The following is an 18,247-nucleotide window of genomic DNA, read 5'->3' as shown; positions in this document are numbered from 1 at the left end:
TTGGACGGGAAATCCCGACCAGAATAGCGCGTGGAATTCCGGCACGTCACCGATCACCGGCGATTCACCGAATGCACCGGAATTGACGATCACTCGTCGAGTGCGAGTTCCTTCGGCAGTTCGAGTTCTCGCGATGTCAGTTCTTCGACATTCACGTCCTTGAACGTGAGGACGCGGACGCCCTTGACGAACCGGTCGGAACGGTAGACGTCCCACACCCAGACGTCGTTCATCGTCAGTTCGAAGTAGAAATCGTGTTCGGTGTCCCGGCGCACGAGTTCGACCTCGTTCGCCAGGTAGAAACGCCGCTCGGTCTCGACCACGTAGCGGAACTGCGACACGACGTCGCGGTACTCGCGGTACAGGGCCAGCTCGACCTCGCGGTCGTAGTCGTCGAATTCGTCCTCATCCATTGCGCCCACAGTCTACGGCGGCAGCCGCACCAGTGCGCGACAGCAGCTCGAGGGATGCACCCGAAGACGGAAGTGCGAGCAAGCTCGGCATCCGCTCCCGATCCGAGCCCACCGAGGTTCCACAACACGCCGCGTGCGCTCCGCCGAGGTTCCGCTGCGGCACCGGGCATGCGCCGAGATGCCGAGATTTCGGAACCTCACGAGCCGCCGCCGGGGCAGGGCTCGCGGGCCACAGGCACGGCAGCCGCGGGCGACCGCAGCGCGTCAGCTGACGAGCGCGTCGAAGCCCTCGAGTGACACGCTCGACGCCTGGTGCAGCCACGACTTGCGGTGCAGTGCGTGCGCCCCGACCGCGCGGATGGCGTCGTAGTGCGCGGTCGAGCCGTAGCCCTTGTTCGACGCCCAGGCGTAGTGCGGTGCCTCGTCGTGGGCTGCGATCATCAGGGCATCCCGCGCGACCTTCGCCACGATCGACGCCGCGGCGACCGAGGCGCAGTCCCGGTCGGCCTTGACCTGCACGACGACCTCGAGCGGGTCCGTCGTCGGACGGAGCGAGGTGGGGACGGCACGGGTCAGCCAGTCGAAGGACCCGTCCAGCACGACGACGGCGCCGTCGAGCGACAGGCCACCGGCGACCAGCGACTCGAGCGCCTGCGCCCCCGCTGCCCCGAGCGCCGGGACGATCCCCTGCCGGTCGACGTACTCGGCGGACGCCATGCCGACGGCGGTGCGCGCCCACCGGGTGACGACGGGGACCAGGTCCGTCCGGCGGGTGGCGGACAGCAGCTTCGAGTCGGCCAGACCCTGCGGGACCCGCCCGACGTCGATCGTCACGGCCGCGACGCCCACGCCGACGGGACCGGCGATCGCACCGCGTCCGACCTCGTCCATCCCGATGACCGTGACACGGCCTTCGGCCAGCAGCCGCTTCTCGACGCGGAGGGAGGGGCGGACGGGCGTCACTGGTCGCGCTCCTCCACCCCGGCGAACACCTCGGGGTGGTCGTCGAGCCACGTCCAACGGCTCGTCGGCCAGGAGATGACGAAGGCGCGGCCGGTCACGTCGGACAACGGCACGAACCCCTTCGACGGCGTGTCCCCGTTGTAGCGGGAGTCCTTGGAGTCGTTGCGGTTGTCGCCCATCACCCAGATGGTGCCCTTCGGCACGGTGACGGAGAAGTCGGTCGCTGAGGCAGGGGCGCCGGCCGGCAGCTTGAGGTACGGCTCCTTGATCGGGACGCCGTTCACCGACATCTGCCCGAGGTCGTTGCAGCAGGAGACCTTGTCCCCCGGCAGACCGATCACGCGCTTGATGAGGTGGTCGTCGCTGTCGCCGGTCCCGAGGCCGATCTGCGTGAGGACCCAGTCGATCGCCTTCGCGGGCTGGGTGTCCGGCGTGACGCTCGGCACCTCGGACCCGGCGAGCCATCCACCCGGGTCCTTGAACACCACGACGTCGCCGCGTTTCAGTGCCACGACACCCGGGACGAGTTCGTTGACGATCACGCGGTCGTTGATCTGCAGCGTGTTCTCCATCGACGCCGACGGGATGTAGAACGAGCGGATCAGGAACGTCTTGACCAAGAACGACACGAGCAGCGCCGCGATGAAGATGATGACGAGGTCGCGGAGGAATGTGAGGATCCCGTTGCGCTGCTTCTCAGGCCGGGGCCTGCGCCCGGATTCCTCAGTCGTGTCCGTCATTTCCGCTCTCGTTCACACCGTGCCCGCCCGGGTTCAGCGGGCGCAAAGGGAAAGCCCCCCGTCGATGCACAACCGTACATCGGCGAGGGGCCAGCAGCGGCGTCCGGCTCGCGGGCGCTCACTGTGAAGGCGATCAGGCGTCGCGCTTCTCCTTGATCTTGCGGCGGGCCGCCTTGCCGCGCAGTTCGCGCAGGTAGTAGAGCTTCGCGCGACGGACGTCACCCTTGGTGACGATCTCGATGTGGTCGATGATCGGCGAGTGCACCGGGAACCAGCGCTCGACGCCGACCTGGAAGCTCACCTTGCGGACCTTGAAGGTCTCGCCGATGCCGTGGCCCTGGCGGCCGATGACGACACCCTGGAAGACCTGGATACGCGAGCGCGTGCCTTCGACGATGTTCACGTGCACCTTGATGGTGTCACCGGCGCGGAAGTCCGGGACGTCGGTCCGCAGCGATGCTGCGTCGACGTTGTCGAGGAGCTGGCTCATGGCTGTTCTACTCTCTGCGGACGCACACGGGTCGCCGCGGATCGATGTCTGATGAAGTGGTGGTGCGTGCCCGGTGTCGGCGACTCCCCCGTGGCAGAGTCCAGCCAGGGCACAGCGATCCATACTGCCACACAGAACGCCGGGGGCAAAACAGCGAGGATGGACCCATGATCGAACTGCGCACCCCCACGGAACTCGACGGACTGCGCGTCGCCGGTCGGTTCGTGGCCGACGTCCTCGACGAACTGCTCGCCACGGTCGACGTCGGCGTGAACCTGCTCGAGCTCGACCGCGTCGCCGCGCGGATGATCGCCGACCGGGGCGCCGAGAGCTGCTACGTCGACTACCACCCCTCGTTCGGCAAGTCGCCGTTCGGCAAGAACCTGTGCACCTCGGTGAACGACGCGGCGCTGCACGGTCTGCCGTTCGACCACGTGCTGCAGGACGGCGACCTCGTCAGCCTCGACTTCGCCGCGAGCGTCGACGGCTGGGTGGCGGACTCCGCCGTGTCGGTGCAGGTCGGGACGCCCCGCGACGAGGACCAGACGCTCATCTCGACCGTCGAGCGCGCCCTGGCTGCCGGCATCGCGCAGGCTGCTTCGGGCAACAAGCTCGGCGACGTCTCGCACGCGATCGGGCACGTGGCGAAGGAGGCGGGCTACAGCGTCAACCTGCAGTTCGGCGGGCACGGTGTCGGTCACACGATGCACGGCGACCCGCACGTGCCGAACGACGGGCGACCCGGTCGCGGTCTGAAGCTCCGGCCGGGCCTGGTGGTCGCGATCGAGCCGTGGCTCATGCAGGGCACCGACGAGCTGTACCAGGACGACGACGGCTGGACGCTCCGGAGCGTCGACGGCTCACGTGCTGCGCACGTCGAGCACACGGTGGCGGTCACCGAGGCCGGACCCGAGGTCCTGACCCTGCGTCGCGCCCAGCGCGCCGACCCGACCAGCTGACGGACTGGAGGCGCGGTGCGGTCCCGCCCCGCGCCTCCCGTCCGACACGGGTCGCGACCAGTGCCCCAAAGCGACAGATCTCGGCTGCGGCCGCCGTCATGTGTGCGACAGCGACAGTTGCCCGCGGATGTTCCGCGGCAGACTGTCGCTTTCGCGAAAGCGACAACCGGCAGGCGTCAACCGGCAGCCGGACGCGCGCCCGTCAGGAAGGCCGCAGCCCGTCAGGCCGGCGGCAGCAGGTCCGGCCGGACGCGCCGCGTCCGCTCCACCTGCTGCTCGTGCCGCCACGCAGCGACCTTGCCGTGGTGGCCGCTGAGCAGCACCTCGGGCACGGCGTGGTCACGCCACACGGCGGGCTTCGTGTACGAGGGGTACTCGAGCAGGCCGTCCTCGTGGGACTCCTCGACCAGGGACTCGGGGTTGCCGACGACGCCGGGGACGAGTCGCCCGACGGCCTCGATCATGGCCATCGCCGCGACCTCGCCGCCGTTCAGCACGTAGTCGCCGAGCGAGAGTTCGACGACCGAGCAGCGTGACGCCGCCCACTCGAAGACGCGGGCGTCGATTCCCTCGTACCGCCCGCAGGCGAACACGAGGTGGTCGGACGTCGACGCGAGCGAGCGCGCGATGGACTGCTTGAACGGCGTGCCGGCGGGCGTCGGGACCACGAGGGTCGACGAGCCGTCCGGCCGCAGCAGGGCGTCCAGCGCCTGCGCCCACGGTTCCGGCTTCATGACCATGCCGGCGCCGCCGCCGTACGGGGTGTCGTCGACGGTGCGGTGCCGGTCGGTCGTCCAGGAGCGCAGGTCGTGCACGTGCAGGTCGAGCAGCCCACCGGAGCGGGCCTTGCCGAGCAGGGACACGTCCAGCACGGAGAAGAACTCCGGGAAGATCGTGACGATGTCGATCCGCACGGCAGCTAGTCCGTGACCGTCTCGGGCCGGGAGGTGTCCTCGGGGTCCTCGAACAGGCCCTGCGGCGGCGTGACCGTGACGGTGCCGGAAGCGATGTCGACCGCGGGCACGATCGCCGCGACGAACGGCACGAGGACCTCACCGCGCGACGGGGTGTCGATCGCGAGCAGGTCCTGCGCCGGCATGTGGTCGACCCGGGCGACGGTGCCGACCTCGACGCCGTCGCGCAGCACCTTCAGCCCGACGAGCTGGTGGTCGTACCAGGCGTCGTCCTCGCCGGTCTCGGCGTCGGCGTCCTGCTCGACCCAGAGGATGATCCGGGCGAGCGACTCGGCGCCGGTGCGGTCGTCGATCCCCGCGAAGAACGCGACGGGGTGACCGTTGTACCAGCGGAGCTCGTCCAGCTCGAGGGTCTTGCCCGACCACGGAGAGTCGTCGGGGACCTGGAGCGTGAACGTGGCACCGGGGGTGAACCGACGATCCGGGTCGTCGGTGTAGAGCTCGAGCTTGATGCCGCCCTTGAGCCCGTGTGCCTTCGTGATTCGACCCACCCGGAGCTGGGTCGTCTCCCTAGGAATCGGTGTCGACCACGTCGACCCGCACACGCTTGCCGTCGGCCAGGGCCGAGACGAGGGTGCGGAGTGCCTTGGCGGTCCGCCCGGCACGACCGATCACGCGGCCGAGGTCCTCGGGGTGCACGCGCACCTCGAGGACCTCGCCCCGCGGGGAGGTGGAGCTGGCGACGCGCACGTCGTCAGGGTGATCGACGATCCCCTTGACGAGGTGCGTCAGCGCGGATTCGAGCAAGGACTACGCCTCGGTCGTCTCGTCGGCGGTCTCGGCGTCGTCGGTCTTGGCGGCGGGAGCCGTCTTCTCCGACTTCGGCTTGAGGACGGCCTTCTTCGAGGAGTCGACCTGGAAGGCCTGCTTCGGCTCGGCGACCTTGACCTTGGACGCGGTGTCCTTCTCGCCCTTGAACTTGGCCCAGTCGCCGGTCAGCTTGAGGAGGGCCGCGACCTGCTCGGTCGGCTGTGCGCCGACGCCGAGCCAGTAGAGCGCACGCTCGGACTCGATCTTGATGACCGAGGGCTCCTCGGTCGGGTGGTACTGACCGATCTCCTCGAGGACACGACCATCGCGCTTGGTGCGCGAGTCGGCGACGACGATGCGGTAGTAGGGCGCACGGATCTTACCGAGACGCTTCAGACGGATCTTGACAGCCACAATTGCTCCTGTTTGCTTACGTTGTGGTTGAACTGGAACCGCGGGCGTGGGGGCACACACGGTGAAAGCTCGAGAGAGATCGCTCACAGCTGGATAGAGGGTCGAGCTGCGGCGATTCGACCGTTCATTCTTACAGATTCCGGGCCGCGATGCGAGCCGACGCGCTACGGCGCGAGTCGCCGGACCGCTTCGAGGGCCTCGGACGTCGCGCGGACCGCGTCCACGCTCCGTGCGTCGCGTGCGCCGCCGACGACGGCGAACGGCACACCGGCGGCCTGGAGGCCCGTCACGAGTCCGTCAGGCGCGTCACCCTCGGTGTCGATCGCGCGTTCCTGCCCGGCACAGACCACGACGGTGTCCGCCGGGATCGCACGCTCCTCGCCGTGCTCGTCGCGGATCCAGAGGGCACCGGGCTCGATGCGCAGGTACTCCTGCACGCCGCCGACCATGCGCACCCCCGCGTCACGGAGGCGACCGATGGCGACCCAGCGCGAGGTGATCCCGACGCCCTGCCCGAACTTGCCCGATCGGCGGAGCACGGTGACGTCGGAGCCCGGCCGGATCGTGCGCGACGCAGCGGGCAGCCGCTGGGGGACGTCGCCGACGAGCTCCTCGGAGACGTCGAGGTCCCAGCGCGCCGCGAACTCGGTGGCGCGGACCGACTCGTCCGGCGACTCGGTCAGGAACGCTGCGGTGTCGACGCCGATGCCGCCGCCGCCGATGATCGCGACGGTGCCGGCCGGCACGCCCTCGCGCAGTGCCCGCTCGTACGACAGGACGTGCGGCAGGTGTGCTCCGGGGACGTCGACGTCGCGCGGGACCACCCCGGCGGCGAGCACCACGGCGTCGCTGTCGGCCAGGTCCGCAGTCGTGGCCGGGCGGCCGAGGTGCACCGTGGCTCCTCGTTCGTCGAGCTCGGCGCGGGCGGCCCGCACGGTGGCGGCGTAGTCCTCCTTGCCGGGCACGAGCGCGGCGAGGCCGAACTGGCCGCCGAGCCGGTCGGCGGCTTCCCACACGGTGACGCGGTGGCCGCGTCGGGCCGCGTCGACGGCTGCGGCGAGACCGGCCGGTCCCCCGCCGACGACGTCGACGCGCTTCGGGTCGGTGGTCGGACGCGCCGGGAAGGCAACCTCGCGGGCGGCGCGCGGGTTCACCAGGCAGGACACCGGCGCACCGATGATCGAGCGGTCGAGGCAGGCCTGGTTGCAGCCGATGCAGGTGTTCACCAGCGCGAACCGGCCCGCCAGCGACCGGTTCACGAGCGCGGGGTCGGCGAGGAACGGTCGGGCGAGCGCGACGGCGTCGATGGCTCCGTCGGCGAGGACGGTCTCACCGTCGCGCAGGTCGGTCATCCGGTTCGACGCGATCACCCGGACTTCGGGGTACGACGAGGCGCGCACGACTCCGGCGATGCGCGCGGCGTAGGCGAGCCAGGCACCGTGCGGCACGGCGGCCTGCACGGTCGGGGTGCGGGACTCGTGCCAGCCGATCCCGACCGAGATGCCGTCGAGCCCGAGCGGCAGCAGGTCGTGCACCAGGGCGTCGACGTCGTCCTCGGTCGACGACCCGGGCATCAGGTCGGCGCCGGAGAGCCGGATCGTCACGGCCAGGTCGGGCACCGCCGCACGGACGGCCTCGACGACCGACACCGTGAAGCGCCGTCGACGCTCCGGCGAACCGCCCCACTCGTCGTCACGCAGGTTCGTCAGCGGCGACTGGAACTGGTTGATGAGGTAGCCCTCGGACGCCATGATCTCGACGCCGTCGAACCCGATGTCGCGCGCGGACCGGGCCGCGGCGGCGAAGTCCTCGATGGTGCGCTCGATCTCGGCCGGTGTCAGCTCGGTCGGCACCACGCCGCGGGCGGCCGCCCAGGGCAGGGCCGACGGTGCCACCACGCGCTGGGGGTCCCCGTGCCGGTCGACCATCCCCGCGGCGAGCGCATAGCGGCCGGCGTGGAACAGCTGCGCGAGGATCGTGGAGCCCTCCTCGTGCACGGCGTCGACCGCCGTGCGGAACCGCTCGTCCGCTCCCCCGACACCGAACACGGCGAAGTCGGGGCCACCACGGGCCTCGTCGTTCACCGCGATGCCGCCGGTGATGATGCACGCGGCGCCACCGGCGGCACGTTCGCGGTAGAACGCCGCCATGCCTGCTCCACCGTCGTCGTGCACCTCGAGTCCGGTGTGCATCGACCCCATGACCACCCGGTTGGGCAGGGCCAGGGGGCCGAGTGTCCACGGCGAGGAGACGACGGCGAGCTCGGGCAGGGCGACGGTGCTCATGCCCCTACTCTGCCGCGTCGACAGCCGCGTCGTCAGCAGGGAGCACCGCGTCGCGCAGCGGCGACGTCGTGTCCGCCCAGAACGGCGGGGCGATCACGGTCAGGCCGCCGTCGACCGACAGCACCTGCCCGGTGATGTACCCGGCCTTGTCGGACAGCAGGAAGTCCACGGCGTCGGCCATGTCGTCGGCGGTGCCGGGGCGCTGCAGCGGGAGCTTCTCGAACACCGAGTCGATCGGCGCCTGGCCGGGGACCTTCGTGTAGAAGTACTCGAGCGAGTCGGTGTCGATCAGGCCACCGTTGACCGCGTTCACCGTGATCTGGCGCGGACCGAACTCGACCGCCATGTACTTCATGTACGACTCGCTCATGGCCTTCGCCGCGCCGAGCGCGGCGTAGGTCGGGAACGCGCGGAGCGATCCGTACGAGGTCACGACGACGATGCGCCCACCGCGGTCCATCAGCTCGGCGGCACGCTGCGCCCCGAGCACGAACGAGCGGGCGTTGGTGGCGTAGCTGCGGTCCAGGTGGTGCAGCTTCAGTTCCTTGACCGGCTTGAACGCGCTGGCGGCGGCGTTCGCGACGAAGTAGTCGAGGCGACCGTAGGTGTCCCGCACCAGGTCGAACAGGGCGTCGATCGACTCCGGCTGCTCGATGTCGACCTGCGCGGTGATCCCGTCGCCGCCGGCGGCCTTGACGTCGGCCAGGGATTCCTCGGCCAGGTCGGCGTTGCCCTTGTACGTGACCACGACGGTCACGCCGCGCTGGCCGAGCTTCTGCGCGAGCAGGCGGCCGATGCCGCGCGAAGCGCCCGTGATCAGTGCGATGGGTGCGTTGGTGTTGTCGGTCACTGCGGTCCTCTACGTGCGTGGGGAGGGACGGGAGGCGCGTGGCGGGCCCCGCCACGGGCCTCCCGTCCGGTGGGTGGTTGCTGTCTAGAACCCGGCCTTGCCGGTGACGACGGCGCGGCCGACGACCAGCTTCTGGATCTCGTTGGTGCCCTCTTCGAAGCGCTGCGCGCGCGCGTCGCGGTAGACGCGCTCGATCGCGTTGCGCTTCCAGTAGCCCTGGCCGCCGTGCACCTGCAGGGCCTTGTCGGTGACGCGGGCGAGCATGTCGACCGCGACCATCTTCGAGGCGCTGGACAGCGTGCCCGCGTCGGGGCGGTCCTCCTCGTAGGCGCGGGCCGCCTCGAGCACCAGGGCGCGGGCGGCGGCGATGTCGGCGTAGTTCTCGGCCAGGTAGAACTGGATCGCCTGGCGGCTGGAGAGCTGCTTGCCGAACGTCTCGCGCTTGTTCGCGTACTCGACCGCGAGCTCGTTCGCACGCTCGGCGAGGCCGACGGCGCTCATCGCGACGGACACGCGACTCGGCAGCAGGAAGCCGCCGAGCGCGACCTCGAGCCCCTGCCCCTCGGCGCCGAGCAGCGCACTGGCCGGCACGGGCACGTCGGTGAAGCGCAGGATCGCGTGGTCGGTACCGCGGATGCCCATGGTGTCGGAGTCGTCGATCACCTCGGCACCCGGCAGCCCGCTGTTCGGCATGAGGAACGCGACCGTGCCGTCCTGGCCGCTGGTGCCCTCGAGGCGGGCGGCGATGAGCCAGTAGTCGGCCTGCACGCCGAACGTGATGAGGTGCTTCTCACCGTTCATGACGTAGGTGTCGCCCTCACGGCGGACGGTGGTGCGGATGTCCGCGCCGGTGCCGGCCGTGGCCTCGGTCAGGGTGAACGCGACGAGCTTGTCGCCCGCGACGCTCGGCTTCACGACCTGCTCGATCTGCTCCGGCGTCGCGTAGGGGGCCATCGCGCGCCAGGTGCCGTTGATGACGTGCACGAGCATCCGGATCGACGCGTGCGAACGCGAGACGATCTCCATGATCTCGAGGTAGCGCGAGAACGGGACGGCCCGTCCGCCGAGCTCGGTCGGGGCGGCGAGGCTCAGCCACCCGTTGTCCTTGAGCTCCTGGAACAGCTCCGGGGCGACCCGGCCGGTGCGCTCGATCTCGTCCGCCCACTCCTCGCCGGGGCCGCGGACCCACTCGGTGACCTCGGCCTTGAGCTGCTGGAAGGCGGATTCGGTGGCGGTTTCCATGACCAGCGTCATCGTGTCTCGTTCTCCTTCGTGGTGCTCGCGGCGACGAGCGCGGCTGCCTGCTCACGCAGGACGTTCTTCTGGACCTTGCCGACGGCGTTGCGCGGCAGTTCGTCGATGGACTCGAGCCGCTCTGGCCAGTAGTACTTGCTCACGCCCGCCTTGTCGAGCGCCTGCTGCATCGCCGCGAAGTCGAGCCGCTCCACGCCGGCGGCCGGCACGACGAACGCGCACGCACGCTCACCGAGTCGGGCGTCCGGCATCGCGACGATCGCCACGTCGGTGACCAGGGGGTGCTGGTAGAGCAGGTTCTCGATCTCGACGACCGGGATCTTCTCGCCACCGCGGTTGATGACGTCCTTGATCCGGCCGGTGATCGACAGGAAGCCGTTCACGTCGACCTTCGCCAGGTCGCCGGTCTTGTACCAGCCGTCCTCGGTGAAGACGTCGTCGGTCAGGTCCTGGCGGTCGAGGTACCCGTCGAACATCGTCGGCGAGTGCAGCTCGAAGTTGCCCTCGGTGTCGGCGGGGAGCTCGTGGCCCTCGTCGTCGACGATCCGGATCCGGATGCCCGGCAGCGCACGACCGTCGTGCCCGTACGCTGCCGCCGGGTCGTCGATCGGGCTGGACAGGGCGCCGAGGCAGGTCTCGCTCGTACCGAACGCGCCGAGGATGGCCGTGCCGAGCACCGTCGCGGCCCGCTGGGCGAGGGCCCGCGGCACAGCAGCACCGGTCGGCACGAAGATCCGCAGCGACTCGGGCTGGGCGGCACCGGCTTCGACCAGGTCGACGAGGTCGGTCAGGAACGGGGTCGCGCACTGCACGAACGACGCCTTCGCGACGCCGAATGCCTGCTCGAGCGCAACGGTGCCGTCCCACACCGGTTGGATGACCTGCGGCGCACCGAGCCGGAACGCCAGCAGCATGCCGTACAGGAACCCGGTCTGGTGCGCGAGCGGCGACGGGATGTAGATCCGGTCCGCGCTCGTCAAGCCCGACTGCGCGACGTGCATGGCCGTGGCCAGACCGAGGGTGCGGTGCGGGTGCTGCACGCCCTTCGGCTCCCCCGTCGTGCCGCTGGTGAACAGCAGCTGGCAGACGTCGTCCGGGCCCGGCGCGCGCGAGGTGATCTCGTCGACGTCCACGTGCACGGCGTCGAGGGCGTTGTCGAAGTAGCGCCAGTGCCAGTCGCTCGTGGCCACCCGGTCCAGGGCGTCGGCCGGCAGCGGCGGCTGGTTCGTCGGGGCGTCGACCTGGCCGCGCGCCTCGGACCGGAGCACGATCACGTGCTCGACCGACAGCCGGCGCTGCTGGGCCTTCGCCTCGTCGATGACGTCGAGGAGCTCGAGCGCGGGCCGGCGCTTGCGGAACACGTTCGGCAGGAACACCACACGGGCGCGGGACCGGGCGAGCGTCATCGTCGTCTCGCGCGGACCGAACACCGGCATGATCGGCGTCGCGACCGCCCCGATCTGGATCGCGCCGAGGGTGATGGAGACGAACTCGCGCCAGTTCGGCAGCTGCATGGCGACCGACTCACCCGTACGGACCCCGAGCTCGAGCAGGAGCGCGGAGACCTTGTCGGCCTCGTCCTGCAGTTCCCGCCACGTGGTGTTCACGGGTGCTGCGCCGCCGACCTCGATGACCGCGAGGCCGTCGGGATCGGTCGTCGCGAGCGTGCGGACCTTCTCGCTCAGCACGAGGGGGTCCGCGTCGACACCGGCGAGCGCGAGCGGCTCCGGGGTCGTGGGCGCGACCGGGTGCTGTTCGCCGTCGGTGCGCTCGCCGTCGGCGCGATCGCCGTCGGCCCGCTCACCGTCGGCCCGCTCACCGTCGGTACGCTCGCCATCGGTGCGCTCGCCGAGGTCGGTGCGCTCGTCGGCGATCGCGGCGGCCTCGGCCGCGTCGGCCCGGTCGTCGCGGGCGATCTGCGCGGCGAGGGCGTCGCCGACCTCCATGTCGAGGCCGACGGAGTTCATCGCCTCGAGGAACGTCGGGTACGAGATCCGGTAAGCCCGCGGGTAGGTCAGCCCCGAGGTGCCGCGTGCCTTCGACGCGGCGACGGCGAGTGACATGAGCACGCGGTGGTCGTTGAACGACGACATCTGCGCGCCGTGGAGTCCCTCGGCCCCGACACCGGTGACGCGGAGTTCGTCGGCACCCTGCTCGGCCCGGCCACCCATGCGGTTGAGCTGCAGCATCGCCGCGACGCGATCGGACTCCTTCAAGCGGATGTGGGCGACGTTCCAGAGCCGGGTGGTGCCCTCGGCGAAGGTGGCCATGGTCGACAGGACCGGCAGCAGGTCGGGGATCGGCTGGCAGTCGATGTCGAGCGGTCGCAGCGGGGAACCGTCGTGTTCGATGCGCACGAACCCGGTCTCCTCGTCGATCCGCATCGGGACGCCCATCGCCGTCGCGAGGTCGAGGAACTCGCTCTCCGGGTGGTCGGTCTCGGCGGTGGTGAAGGCCGTCATGCCGCGCAGGAGCAGGTTCGACTCGCGGATGCCGGCCGCGGCGATGCCGAACGCGGCGGAGCCGATGTCCGGCGGGATGACGTAGTCGTGCGGGGTGGCCTGCTGGTTCGCCGGGATCCGGTACTCGAGCCAGTCGTCGGAGACCTCGACCGACAGGCCGAACTCCCGCATCATCCGGACGGTCAGTTCGACGTAGGGCTGCTCGTTGAGCCGGTCGCCGGTGATGTGGATCCGGGTCTCCTGCTCGGCGAACGGGGCCACGAGGAGCAGGCCGGAGACCCACTGCGACAGGGTTCCTGCGATCGTGACGTCGCCGCCGCGGGGGCGCTTCGGCTGGACGGTCACGGGCGGGCAGTCGTTCGTCGCCTCGAGCTCGATGCCCATCTGGGTCAGCGAGGTCAGCAGCGCCTTGATGGGCCGGCGCTGGAAGTACTTCATGCCCACGAGCGTCATCGGCTTGTCGGCGAGCGACGCCAGACCCGTCATGAAGTAGAGCGTGGTGCCGGAGGACCCCATGTTCAGGACGCCGTCGGCGCCACGGGACCCGTGGTCGACGACGTCGGTGGCCTCGTACCGGCCGCCGAGCCCGGTGACGTGGTACTCGTCCCCGCGACGCTTCACGTCGACGCCGAGGGCGCGGAGCGTGCCGACGGTCCACTCGACCTGGCGGGTGGCGCTGATGCCGGAGACGATGCTCGTCCCCTTCGCCAGCGACGCGAGCACCAGCGCGCGGTGCGCGTGGTACTTCGAGACCGGGACGTCGAGTTCACCGACGAGTGGTGCGGACGTGCCGCGCACGACCAACTGCATGCGTACCTCTTCCTGCTCTGTACATATCAACGGTACGCCCGGTGTGGAACTACTGTGAATCGGATCCGCACGACCAGAAGCCGCCGTCGTTGTGCGTGTCCGACAACCTTCCGGGCAGGATGTACAGCATGGACATCCGCTTCACCGAGTCCCCTCCGTCGACCATCGGCGTCGAGTGGGAGCTCCCGCTGGTCGATCTGTCGACCGGCGACCTCGCGCCCCGTGCCCCTGCCGTCATCGCGGCCGTGCACGAACGACTCGGCGATCGCGAGCGGGTGACCGAGGAGCTCCTGACCAACACCGTCGAGGTCGTCTCCAGCGTGCACTCACGGGTCCGCGACGCCACGAGCGAGCTGTCCGGCATCATCGGCGAGGTCATCGACGCCGCCGAACCGCTCGACGCCCAGGTCATGTGCTCCGGCACGCATCCGTTCGCCGTCTGGGACCAGCAGGAGATCACCCCGGACAGCGAGCACTACACGACCCTGATCGACCGGACGCGCTGGTGGGGTCGGCAGATGCTCATCTGGGGCGTTCACGTGCACGTCGGCATCGACGACCGCGACAAGGCCCTGCCGATCCTCGGCGCGATGCTGGCGTACGTCCCGCACCTGCAGGCCTTCACCGCATCGAGCCCCTTCTGGGCCGGCATCGACACCGGGTACGCCTCGAACCGGGCCCTCATGTTCCAGCAGCTCCCCACCGGTGGCCTGCCGCCCGCCCTCGGTGCCTGGGCGAACTTCGAAGAGGTGGTGAGCGACCTCACGCACACCGGCGTCATCGACAGCGTGAAGGACCTGCGCTGGGACATCCGCCCGTCGCCGAAGTGGGGGACGCTCGAGAACCGGGTCTCCGACGGCATCTCGACCCTGCACGAGGTCGGCGCCGTGACCGCGCTCGTGCAGTGCCTGGTCACCGCGATGTCCGACCGGCTCGACGCCGGCGAGACCCTGCCGACGATGCAGCCGTGGTTCATCCGCGAGAACAAGTGGCGCGCCGCCCGCTACGGCATGGAGGCCGAGATCATCACGAACGCCGCCGGCGACGAGCGGCTCGTGACCGACGAGGTGCACGACCTGGTGCAGCGGCTCGACCCGGTGGCCGAGCGGCTCGGCTGCCAGCAGGAACTGCACCACCTCGACACGATGATCGCGAACGGCGCGTCGTACCAGCGGCAGCTCCGGGTCGCGCAGGAGCACGGCGGGGACCTGCGCGAGGTCGTCCGGCACCTGGTGACGGAGTTCCGCGAGTCGCTGTGACCCCGGGTCGTTCCGCGTAGCTGGTCAAATCGGGCGTACCGGGTCGTTTCTTCCGACCAGGTACGCCCGATTCCGCTTTCCATCGCGCCCGTTCTGGGAAGGAACGTCGCGAGCCCGCCCCGCGCCTCCCGTCCGTGCCCACCCACCTGGTCGCTCCGGGCATACCTGATCGATCCGGGCGCACCGGGTCGTTTCTTTCGACTAGGTACGCCCGATTCCGCTTTCCAGCGCGCCCGTTCTGGGGAGGAACGCCACGAGCCCGCCCCGCGCCTCCCGTCCGCGCCCACCGACCTGGTCGCTCCGGGCACACCTGGTCGATCCGGGCGTACCGGGTCGTTTCTTCCGACCAGGTACGCCCGATTCCGCTTTCCATCGCGACCGTTCTGGGAAGGAACGTCGCGACGTGCGCGCAGACGGACGGGAGGCCCGGTGCCAGCTGGCACCGGGCCTCCCGTCCGTCAGGGGGTCGCGACTAGCGACCCAGGAACTTCTGCAGGCTCGCGAGCTCTTCCTCGGTCGGCGCCTTGCCGCCCTTGGCCGAACCGCCGAGGCCGAGGCCGGAGCCCTTCGGCGCCTGCTGCGGAGCGGCAGCCGTCCCGGCGGCGATCGCCGCACGCTTGGCCGGGTTGCCCACCTTCGACTTCTTCTTGCCGCCCTGCTGCTGCTTCTTGCCGCCGTGCATGCCCGGGATCGGACCCATGCCCGGCATCTGCGGCACGCCACCACGGGCGACGGTCTTCATCATCTTCGCGGCCTGCTCGAACCGGTTGACGAGGGCGTTGACCTCGGTGACCGTGGAGCCGGCACCCTTGGCGATGCGGAGTCGGCGCGAGCCATTGAGGAGTTTCGGGAGTTCGCGCTCCTTCGGCGTCATCGACTGGATGATCGCCTCGGTGCGCACGATCTCGCGCTCGTCGAAGTTGTCGAGTGCCTCGCGCATGCCCTTGGCGCCCGGGAGCATGCCGAGCATGCCCTTGATCGAGCCGGCCTTGCGGAGCTGCTGCATCTGCTGCAGGAAGTCGTTCAGCGTGAACGAGTCGGACGCGATCTTCTCGGCGACCGCGCGGGCTTCGTCCTCGTCGAAGGCCGACTGGGCCTGCTCGATGAGCGACATGATGTCGCCGAGGTCGAGGATGCGGCTCGCCATGCGGTCCGGGTGGAACGGCTCGAAGTCGTCGAGGCCCTCACCCGTGGAGGCGAACATGATCGGGCGGCCGGTGACGCTGGCCACCGAGAGTGCCGCACCACCACGGGCGTCGCCGTCGAGCTTCGACAGCACGACTCCGGTGAAGTCGACGCCCTCTTGGAAGGCACGGGCGGTGACGACGGCGTCCTGACCGATCATCGCGTCGATGACGAACAGGACCTCGTCGGGGTCGACGGCCTTGCGGATGTTCGCGGCCTGCTTCATCAGCTCGGCGTCCACACCGAGGCGACCGGCGGTGTCCACGATGACGGTGTCGTACTGCTGGTCGACCGCGGCCTTGATGGCGTTCTTGGCGACCTTGACCGGGTCACCGACGCCGTTGCCGGGCTCCGGAGCGAAGACGTGGACGCCGGCCTGCTCGCCGACGACCTGCAGCTGCTGCACGGCGTTCGGACGCTGGAGGTCCGCCGCGACGAGCATCGGGGTGTGGCCGTCCTTCTTGAGCCACTTGCCGAGCTTGCCGGCGAGGGTGGTCTTACCGGCACCCTGCAGACCCGCGAGCATGATGACCGTCGGCGGCTTCTTCGCGAATTCGAGGCGACGCTGCTGCCCGCCCAGGATGCCGACGAGTTCCCCGTTGACGATCTGGACGACCTGCTGCGCCGGGTTCAGCGCGCGGTTGACCTCGTCGGAGAGGGCGCGCTCGCGCACTGCTGCGGTGAACGCCTTGACGACCTCGAGCGCGACGTCGGCGTCGAGGAGCGCCCGCCGGATCTCGCGGACGGTGCCGTCGACGTCGGACGGAGTCAGCCGACCCTTGCTCCGCAGATTGCGGAAGGTCTCGGTCAGCCGATCGGAGAGTGAACCGAATTGCGCCATGATCCGTCGATTCTACTGGTTCACGAGCAGGTTCCCTGATCCGGTGTCCGACGCTCGGTATCGTCGAGGCATGCGCGCCGTTCCCGAGGACCTCGACCCAGCGGTGGTCGCCGAGATCGACGGGCGGCTCGCGCGTCTGCAGTCCGACCTCGGTGTAACGATCCCGTGGGCGATCGAGAGCGGCAGTCGCGCCTGGGGCTTCCCGTCGCCCGACAGCGACTACGACTGCCGGTTCCTGTACGTGCGACGGCGCGACGACTACTTGTCGCTCTGGCCCAGCCGCGACGTCATCGAGACGCCGCTGGACAAGGTGTTCGACGTCAACGGGTGGGACCTCGCGAAGACGGTCCGCCTCGCCGTGAACGGGAACGCGACGGTCGGCGAGTGGCTTCGGTCACCGATCGTGTACGCAGGTGACGAGGCCTTCCGCGACCGGCTCCTGGCGTTCGTCGCGAGCGTGGCCGACCGGGGGCGCATCGGCCGGCACTACCTGCACGTCGCCGCGCGGCAGTACGAGCGCGAGATCACACTGAAGCGGTTCTTCTACGTGCTCCGGACCGCGGCCTCGCTCCGGTGGCTGCGGGACCACCCGGAGAGCGCCATGCCGCCGATGGACCTGCCGACGCTGCTCGCCGAGTCGACGGTCGAGCGTGCGGTGACGGAGGCGACGACGGAACTCATCGCGGTGAAGGCACGCACGCGCGAGCTCGGCACCGGTACCCCGCCCGAGGTCCTCGTCCGCTTCGTCGACGCGGAACTCGACCTGGCGCGGCCGTTCGACGACCTGCCGCCCGAGAACACCTCGGTCGAGGCGCACGCCCGAGCGGATGCGTACTTCCTCGGCGAACTCGACCGCCTGCGCTGACCACGACCGGACGGCGCGGAGCGGGGCGGTTGGCGCGGTGCGGCGCAGAACGGCTCAGCGGAGCACGACCCCCTCGGTGAGCTCGACCGGGGTGTCCAGCCCGACGTCGAGGACCACCGGCGCGGTCGACGGCAGGCGGTCAGCGGTCGGGAACCAGCGCCGCTCCGGCGACACCAGGATGACGAGACCGTCGACGTCGCCGACCGCGGCGAAGCCCTCGCCTGCTGGGTTGGCGTAGGGCTCGAGTCCGGCGCGGCGCAGTGTCCCGACGGCACCGAGGACGTCGGGCACGGCGATGCCGACCTCGCTGACGGACAGGAGCGGAACAGCGGGCGCGGGTGCGGCCGCGGCGAGGTCCCGCCGCTCGATCAGCTCGAGCAGCTGCTGGTCCGGACCGTCGAAGTACACCGATCGCGAGTTCCAGTTCGGCGGGCCCTCGAACTCGTCACGGCCGTCGGCGTCGACCAGCACCGTCGCGATGCCGGCGATCCACTCGGCAGCCGCGGCGAACGTGCCCGTCGGGATCGTGATCGCGAGGTGCAGCGCACCGGTCATCCCCGGCAGCTCCCGGAACAGGAGCCGCGTCGACCCCACCACGACTTCGACCACTCCGTCGACGCGGTCGACCGGGCAGCCGAGCCGTTCCCAGAACCGGGCGGTGTCGTCGAGCGAGCGGGTGGCGAGCTGTGCCTGGCGGATGTCCATGTCCGCCATCCGAAGCCCTCAACCACGG

General features: G+C 70.2%; 17 protein-coding genes. 3 read left to right on the top strand and 14 right to left on the bottom strand.

Translation table 11 applies throughout. The features are described 5' to 3' along the window. Positions 1 to 89 precede the first annotated feature (89 nt). The 4 genes from EDF23_RS00340 to rplS form a co-directional block, all read right to left on the bottom strand. Complete coding sequence (locus EDF23_RS00340; protein ID WP_111086072.1) at positions 90 to 413, bottom strand: DUF2469 family protein; 324 nt, start codon at positions 411 to 413, stop codon at positions 90 to 92. A gap of 264 nt (positions 414 to 677) precedes the next feature. Further along, entirely contained in the window at positions 678 to 1,376 is a 699-nt protein-coding gene (locus EDF23_RS00335; protein WP_131919902.1) for a ribonuclease HII, read from the bottom strand. Beyond that, on the bottom strand, positions 1,373 to 2,116 hold the full coding sequence (gene lepB, locus EDF23_RS00330) for a signal peptidase I (RefSeq protein WP_111086070.1): 744 nt from the start codon (positions 2,114 to 2,116) through the stop codon (positions 1,373 to 1,375). Before lepB ends, EDF23_RS00335 begins: the two co-directional genes overlap by 4 nt. 133 nt (positions 2,117 to 2,249) lie before the next feature. Further along, on the bottom strand, positions 2,250 to 2,606 hold the full coding sequence (gene rplS, locus EDF23_RS00325) for a 50S ribosomal protein L19 (RefSeq protein ID WP_123339832.1): 357 nt from the start codon (positions 2,604 to 2,606) through the stop codon (positions 2,250 to 2,252). Between the two features lie 167 nt (positions 2,607 to 2,773). Here rplS and map point away from each other — a divergent pair, with 167 nt between their 5' ends. Next, positions 2,774 to 3,565 (top strand): type I methionyl aminopeptidase, encoded by a 792-nt coding sequence (gene map, locus EDF23_RS00320; protein WP_131919900.1) that lies wholly within the window; start codon positions 2,774 to 2,776, stop codon positions 3,563 to 3,565. A gap of 221 nt (positions 3,566 to 3,786) precedes the next feature. On the opposite strand, the gene trmD is transcribed toward map, so the two are convergent. The 8 genes from trmD to aroA form a co-directional block, all read right to left on the bottom strand. Then, on the bottom strand, positions 3,787 to 4,479 hold the full coding sequence (gene trmD / locus EDF23_RS00315) for a tRNA (guanosine(37)-N1)-methyltransferase TrmD (protein ID WP_123294798.1): 693 nt from the start codon (positions 4,477 to 4,479) through the stop codon (positions 3,787 to 3,789). 5 nt (positions 4,480 to 4,484) lie between these two features. After that, positions 4,485 to 5,084 (bottom strand): ribosome maturation factor RimM, encoded by a 600-nt coding sequence (rimM, locus tag EDF23_RS00310; protein WP_243648761.1) that lies wholly within the window; start codon positions 5,082 to 5,084, stop codon positions 4,485 to 4,487. Further along, positions 5,050 to 5,286 carry an RNA-binding protein gene (locus EDF23_RS00305; RefSeq protein ID WP_111086067.1) on the bottom strand — a complete coding sequence of 79 codons (237 nt, stop codon included), beginning with the start codon at positions 5,284 to 5,286 and terminating at the stop codon, positions 5,050 to 5,052. The genes rimM and EDF23_RS00305 overlap by 35 nt, the downstream gene beginning before the upstream one ends. 3 nt (positions 5,287 to 5,289) lie before the next feature. After that, positions 5,290 to 5,703 carry a 30S ribosomal protein S16 gene (gene rpsP, locus EDF23_RS00300; protein ID WP_111086066.1) on the bottom strand — a complete coding sequence of 138 codons (414 nt, stop codon included), beginning with the start codon at positions 5,701 to 5,703 and terminating at the stop codon, positions 5,290 to 5,292. A gap of 164 nt (positions 5,704 to 5,867) precedes the next feature. Next, on the bottom strand, positions 5,868 to 7,988 hold the full coding sequence (locus tag EDF23_RS00295) for an FAD-dependent oxidoreductase (RefSeq protein ID WP_131919898.1): 2,121 nt from the start codon (positions 7,986 to 7,988) through the stop codon (positions 5,868 to 5,870). 4 nt (positions 7,989 to 7,992) lie between these two features. Then, complete coding sequence (locus tag EDF23_RS00290) at positions 7,993 to 8,838, bottom strand: SDR family oxidoreductase (protein WP_131919897.1); 846 nt, start codon at positions 8,836 to 8,838, stop codon at positions 7,993 to 7,995. Positions 8,839 to 8,922: 84 nt separating this feature from the next. Beyond that, entirely contained in the window at positions 8,923 to 10,080 is a 1,158-nt protein-coding gene (locus EDF23_RS00285; protein WP_207895415.1) for an acyl-CoA dehydrogenase family protein, read from the bottom strand. A gap of 8 nt (positions 10,081 to 10,088) precedes the next feature. Beyond that, positions 10,089 to 13,364 carry a 3-phosphoshikimate 1-carboxyvinyltransferase gene (gene aroA, locus EDF23_RS00280; protein ID WP_131919893.1) on the bottom strand — a complete coding sequence of 1,092 codons (3,276 nt, stop codon included), beginning with the start codon at positions 13,362 to 13,364 and terminating at the stop codon, positions 10,089 to 10,091. Between the two features lie 119 nt (positions 13,365 to 13,483). Here aroA and EDF23_RS00275 point away from each other — a divergent pair, with 119 nt between their 5' ends. Then, the gene (locus EDF23_RS00275; protein ID WP_200849175.1) at positions 13,484 to 14,623 is read left to right on the top strand and encodes a glutamate--cysteine ligase; all 1,140 of its coding nucleotides are present in this window, start codon (positions 13,484 to 13,486) and stop codon (positions 14,621 to 14,623) included. 472 nt (positions 14,624 to 15,095) lie between these two features. Here EDF23_RS00275 and ffh read toward each other — a convergent pair whose 3' ends face one another. Then, positions 15,096 to 16,649, bottom strand: a complete 1,554-nt coding sequence (ffh, locus tag EDF23_RS00270; protein ID WP_131919889.1) for a signal recognition particle protein — start codon at positions 16,647 to 16,649, stop codon at positions 15,096 to 15,098. A 70-nt stretch (positions 16,650 to 16,719) separates the two neighbouring features. Here ffh and EDF23_RS00265 point away from each other — a divergent pair, with 70 nt between their 5' ends. Next, positions 16,720 to 17,514 carry a nucleotidyltransferase domain-containing protein gene (locus EDF23_RS00265; protein ID WP_131919887.1) on the top strand — a complete coding sequence of 265 codons (795 nt, stop codon included), beginning with the start codon at positions 16,720 to 16,722 and terminating at the stop codon, positions 17,512 to 17,514. A gap of 54 nt (positions 17,515 to 17,568) precedes the next feature. Here EDF23_RS00265 and EDF23_RS00260 read toward each other — a convergent pair whose 3' ends face one another. Then, positions 17,569 to 18,219, bottom strand: coding sequence for a hypothetical protein (locus tag EDF23_RS00260; protein ID WP_131919885.1), 651 nt, complete (start codon positions 18,217 to 18,219; stop codon positions 17,569 to 17,571). Between the last annotated feature and the right edge of the window lie 28 nt (positions 18,220 to 18,247).

Origin of the sequence: Curtobacterium sp. PhB128, assembly GCF_004340725.1 — a bacterium.
GTDB lineage: Bacteria > Actinomycetota > Actinomycetes > Actinomycetales > Microbacteriaceae > Curtobacterium.
The sequence above is the reverse complement of the archived record's forward strand: the minus strand, read 5'-3'. Positions and strand labels throughout refer to the sequence as shown.

Excerpts from the sequence above, each read along its gene's own strand:
- EDF23_RS00340 (WP_111086072.1), bottom strand. The coding sequence starts at position 413 with ATGGATGAGGACGAATTCGACGACTACGACCGCGAGGTCGAGCTGGCC.
- lepB (WP_111086070.1), bottom strand. The coding sequence starts at position 2,116 with ATGACGGACACGACTGAGGAATCCGGGCGCAGGCCCCGGCCTGAGAAG.
- rplS (WP_123339832.1), bottom strand. The coding sequence starts at position 2,606 with ATGAGCCAGCTCCTCGACAACGTCGACGCAGCATCGCTGCGGACCGAC.
- map (WP_131919900.1), top strand. The coding sequence starts at position 2,774 with ATGATCGAACTGCGCACCCCCACGGAACTCGACGGACTGCGCGTCGCC.
- EDF23_RS00295 (WP_131919898.1), bottom strand. The coding sequence starts at position 7,988 with ATGAGCACCGTCGCCCTGCCCGAGCTCGCCGTCGTCTCCTCGCCGTGG.
- EDF23_RS00285 (WP_207895415.1), bottom strand. The coding sequence starts at position 10,080 with ATGGAAACCGCCACCGAATCCGCCTTCCAGCAGCTCAAGGCCGAGGTC.
- aroA (WP_131919893.1), bottom strand. The coding sequence starts at position 13,364 with ATGCAGTTGGTCGTGCGCGGCACGTCCGCACCACTCGTCGGTGAACTC.
- EDF23_RS00275 (WP_200849175.1), top strand. The coding sequence starts at position 13,484 with ATGTACAGCATGGACATCCGCTTCACCGAGTCCCCTCCGTCGACCATC.
- ffh (WP_131919889.1), bottom strand. The coding sequence starts at position 16,649 with ATGGCGCAATTCGGTTCACTCTCCGATCGGCTGACCGAGACCTTCCGC.
- EDF23_RS00265 (WP_131919887.1), top strand. The coding sequence starts at position 16,720 with ATGCGCGCCGTTCCCGAGGACCTCGACCCAGCGGTGGTCGCCGAGATC.
- EDF23_RS00260 (WP_131919885.1), bottom strand. The coding sequence starts at position 18,219 with ATGGACATCCGCCAGGCACAGCTCGCCACCCGCTCGCTCGACGACACC.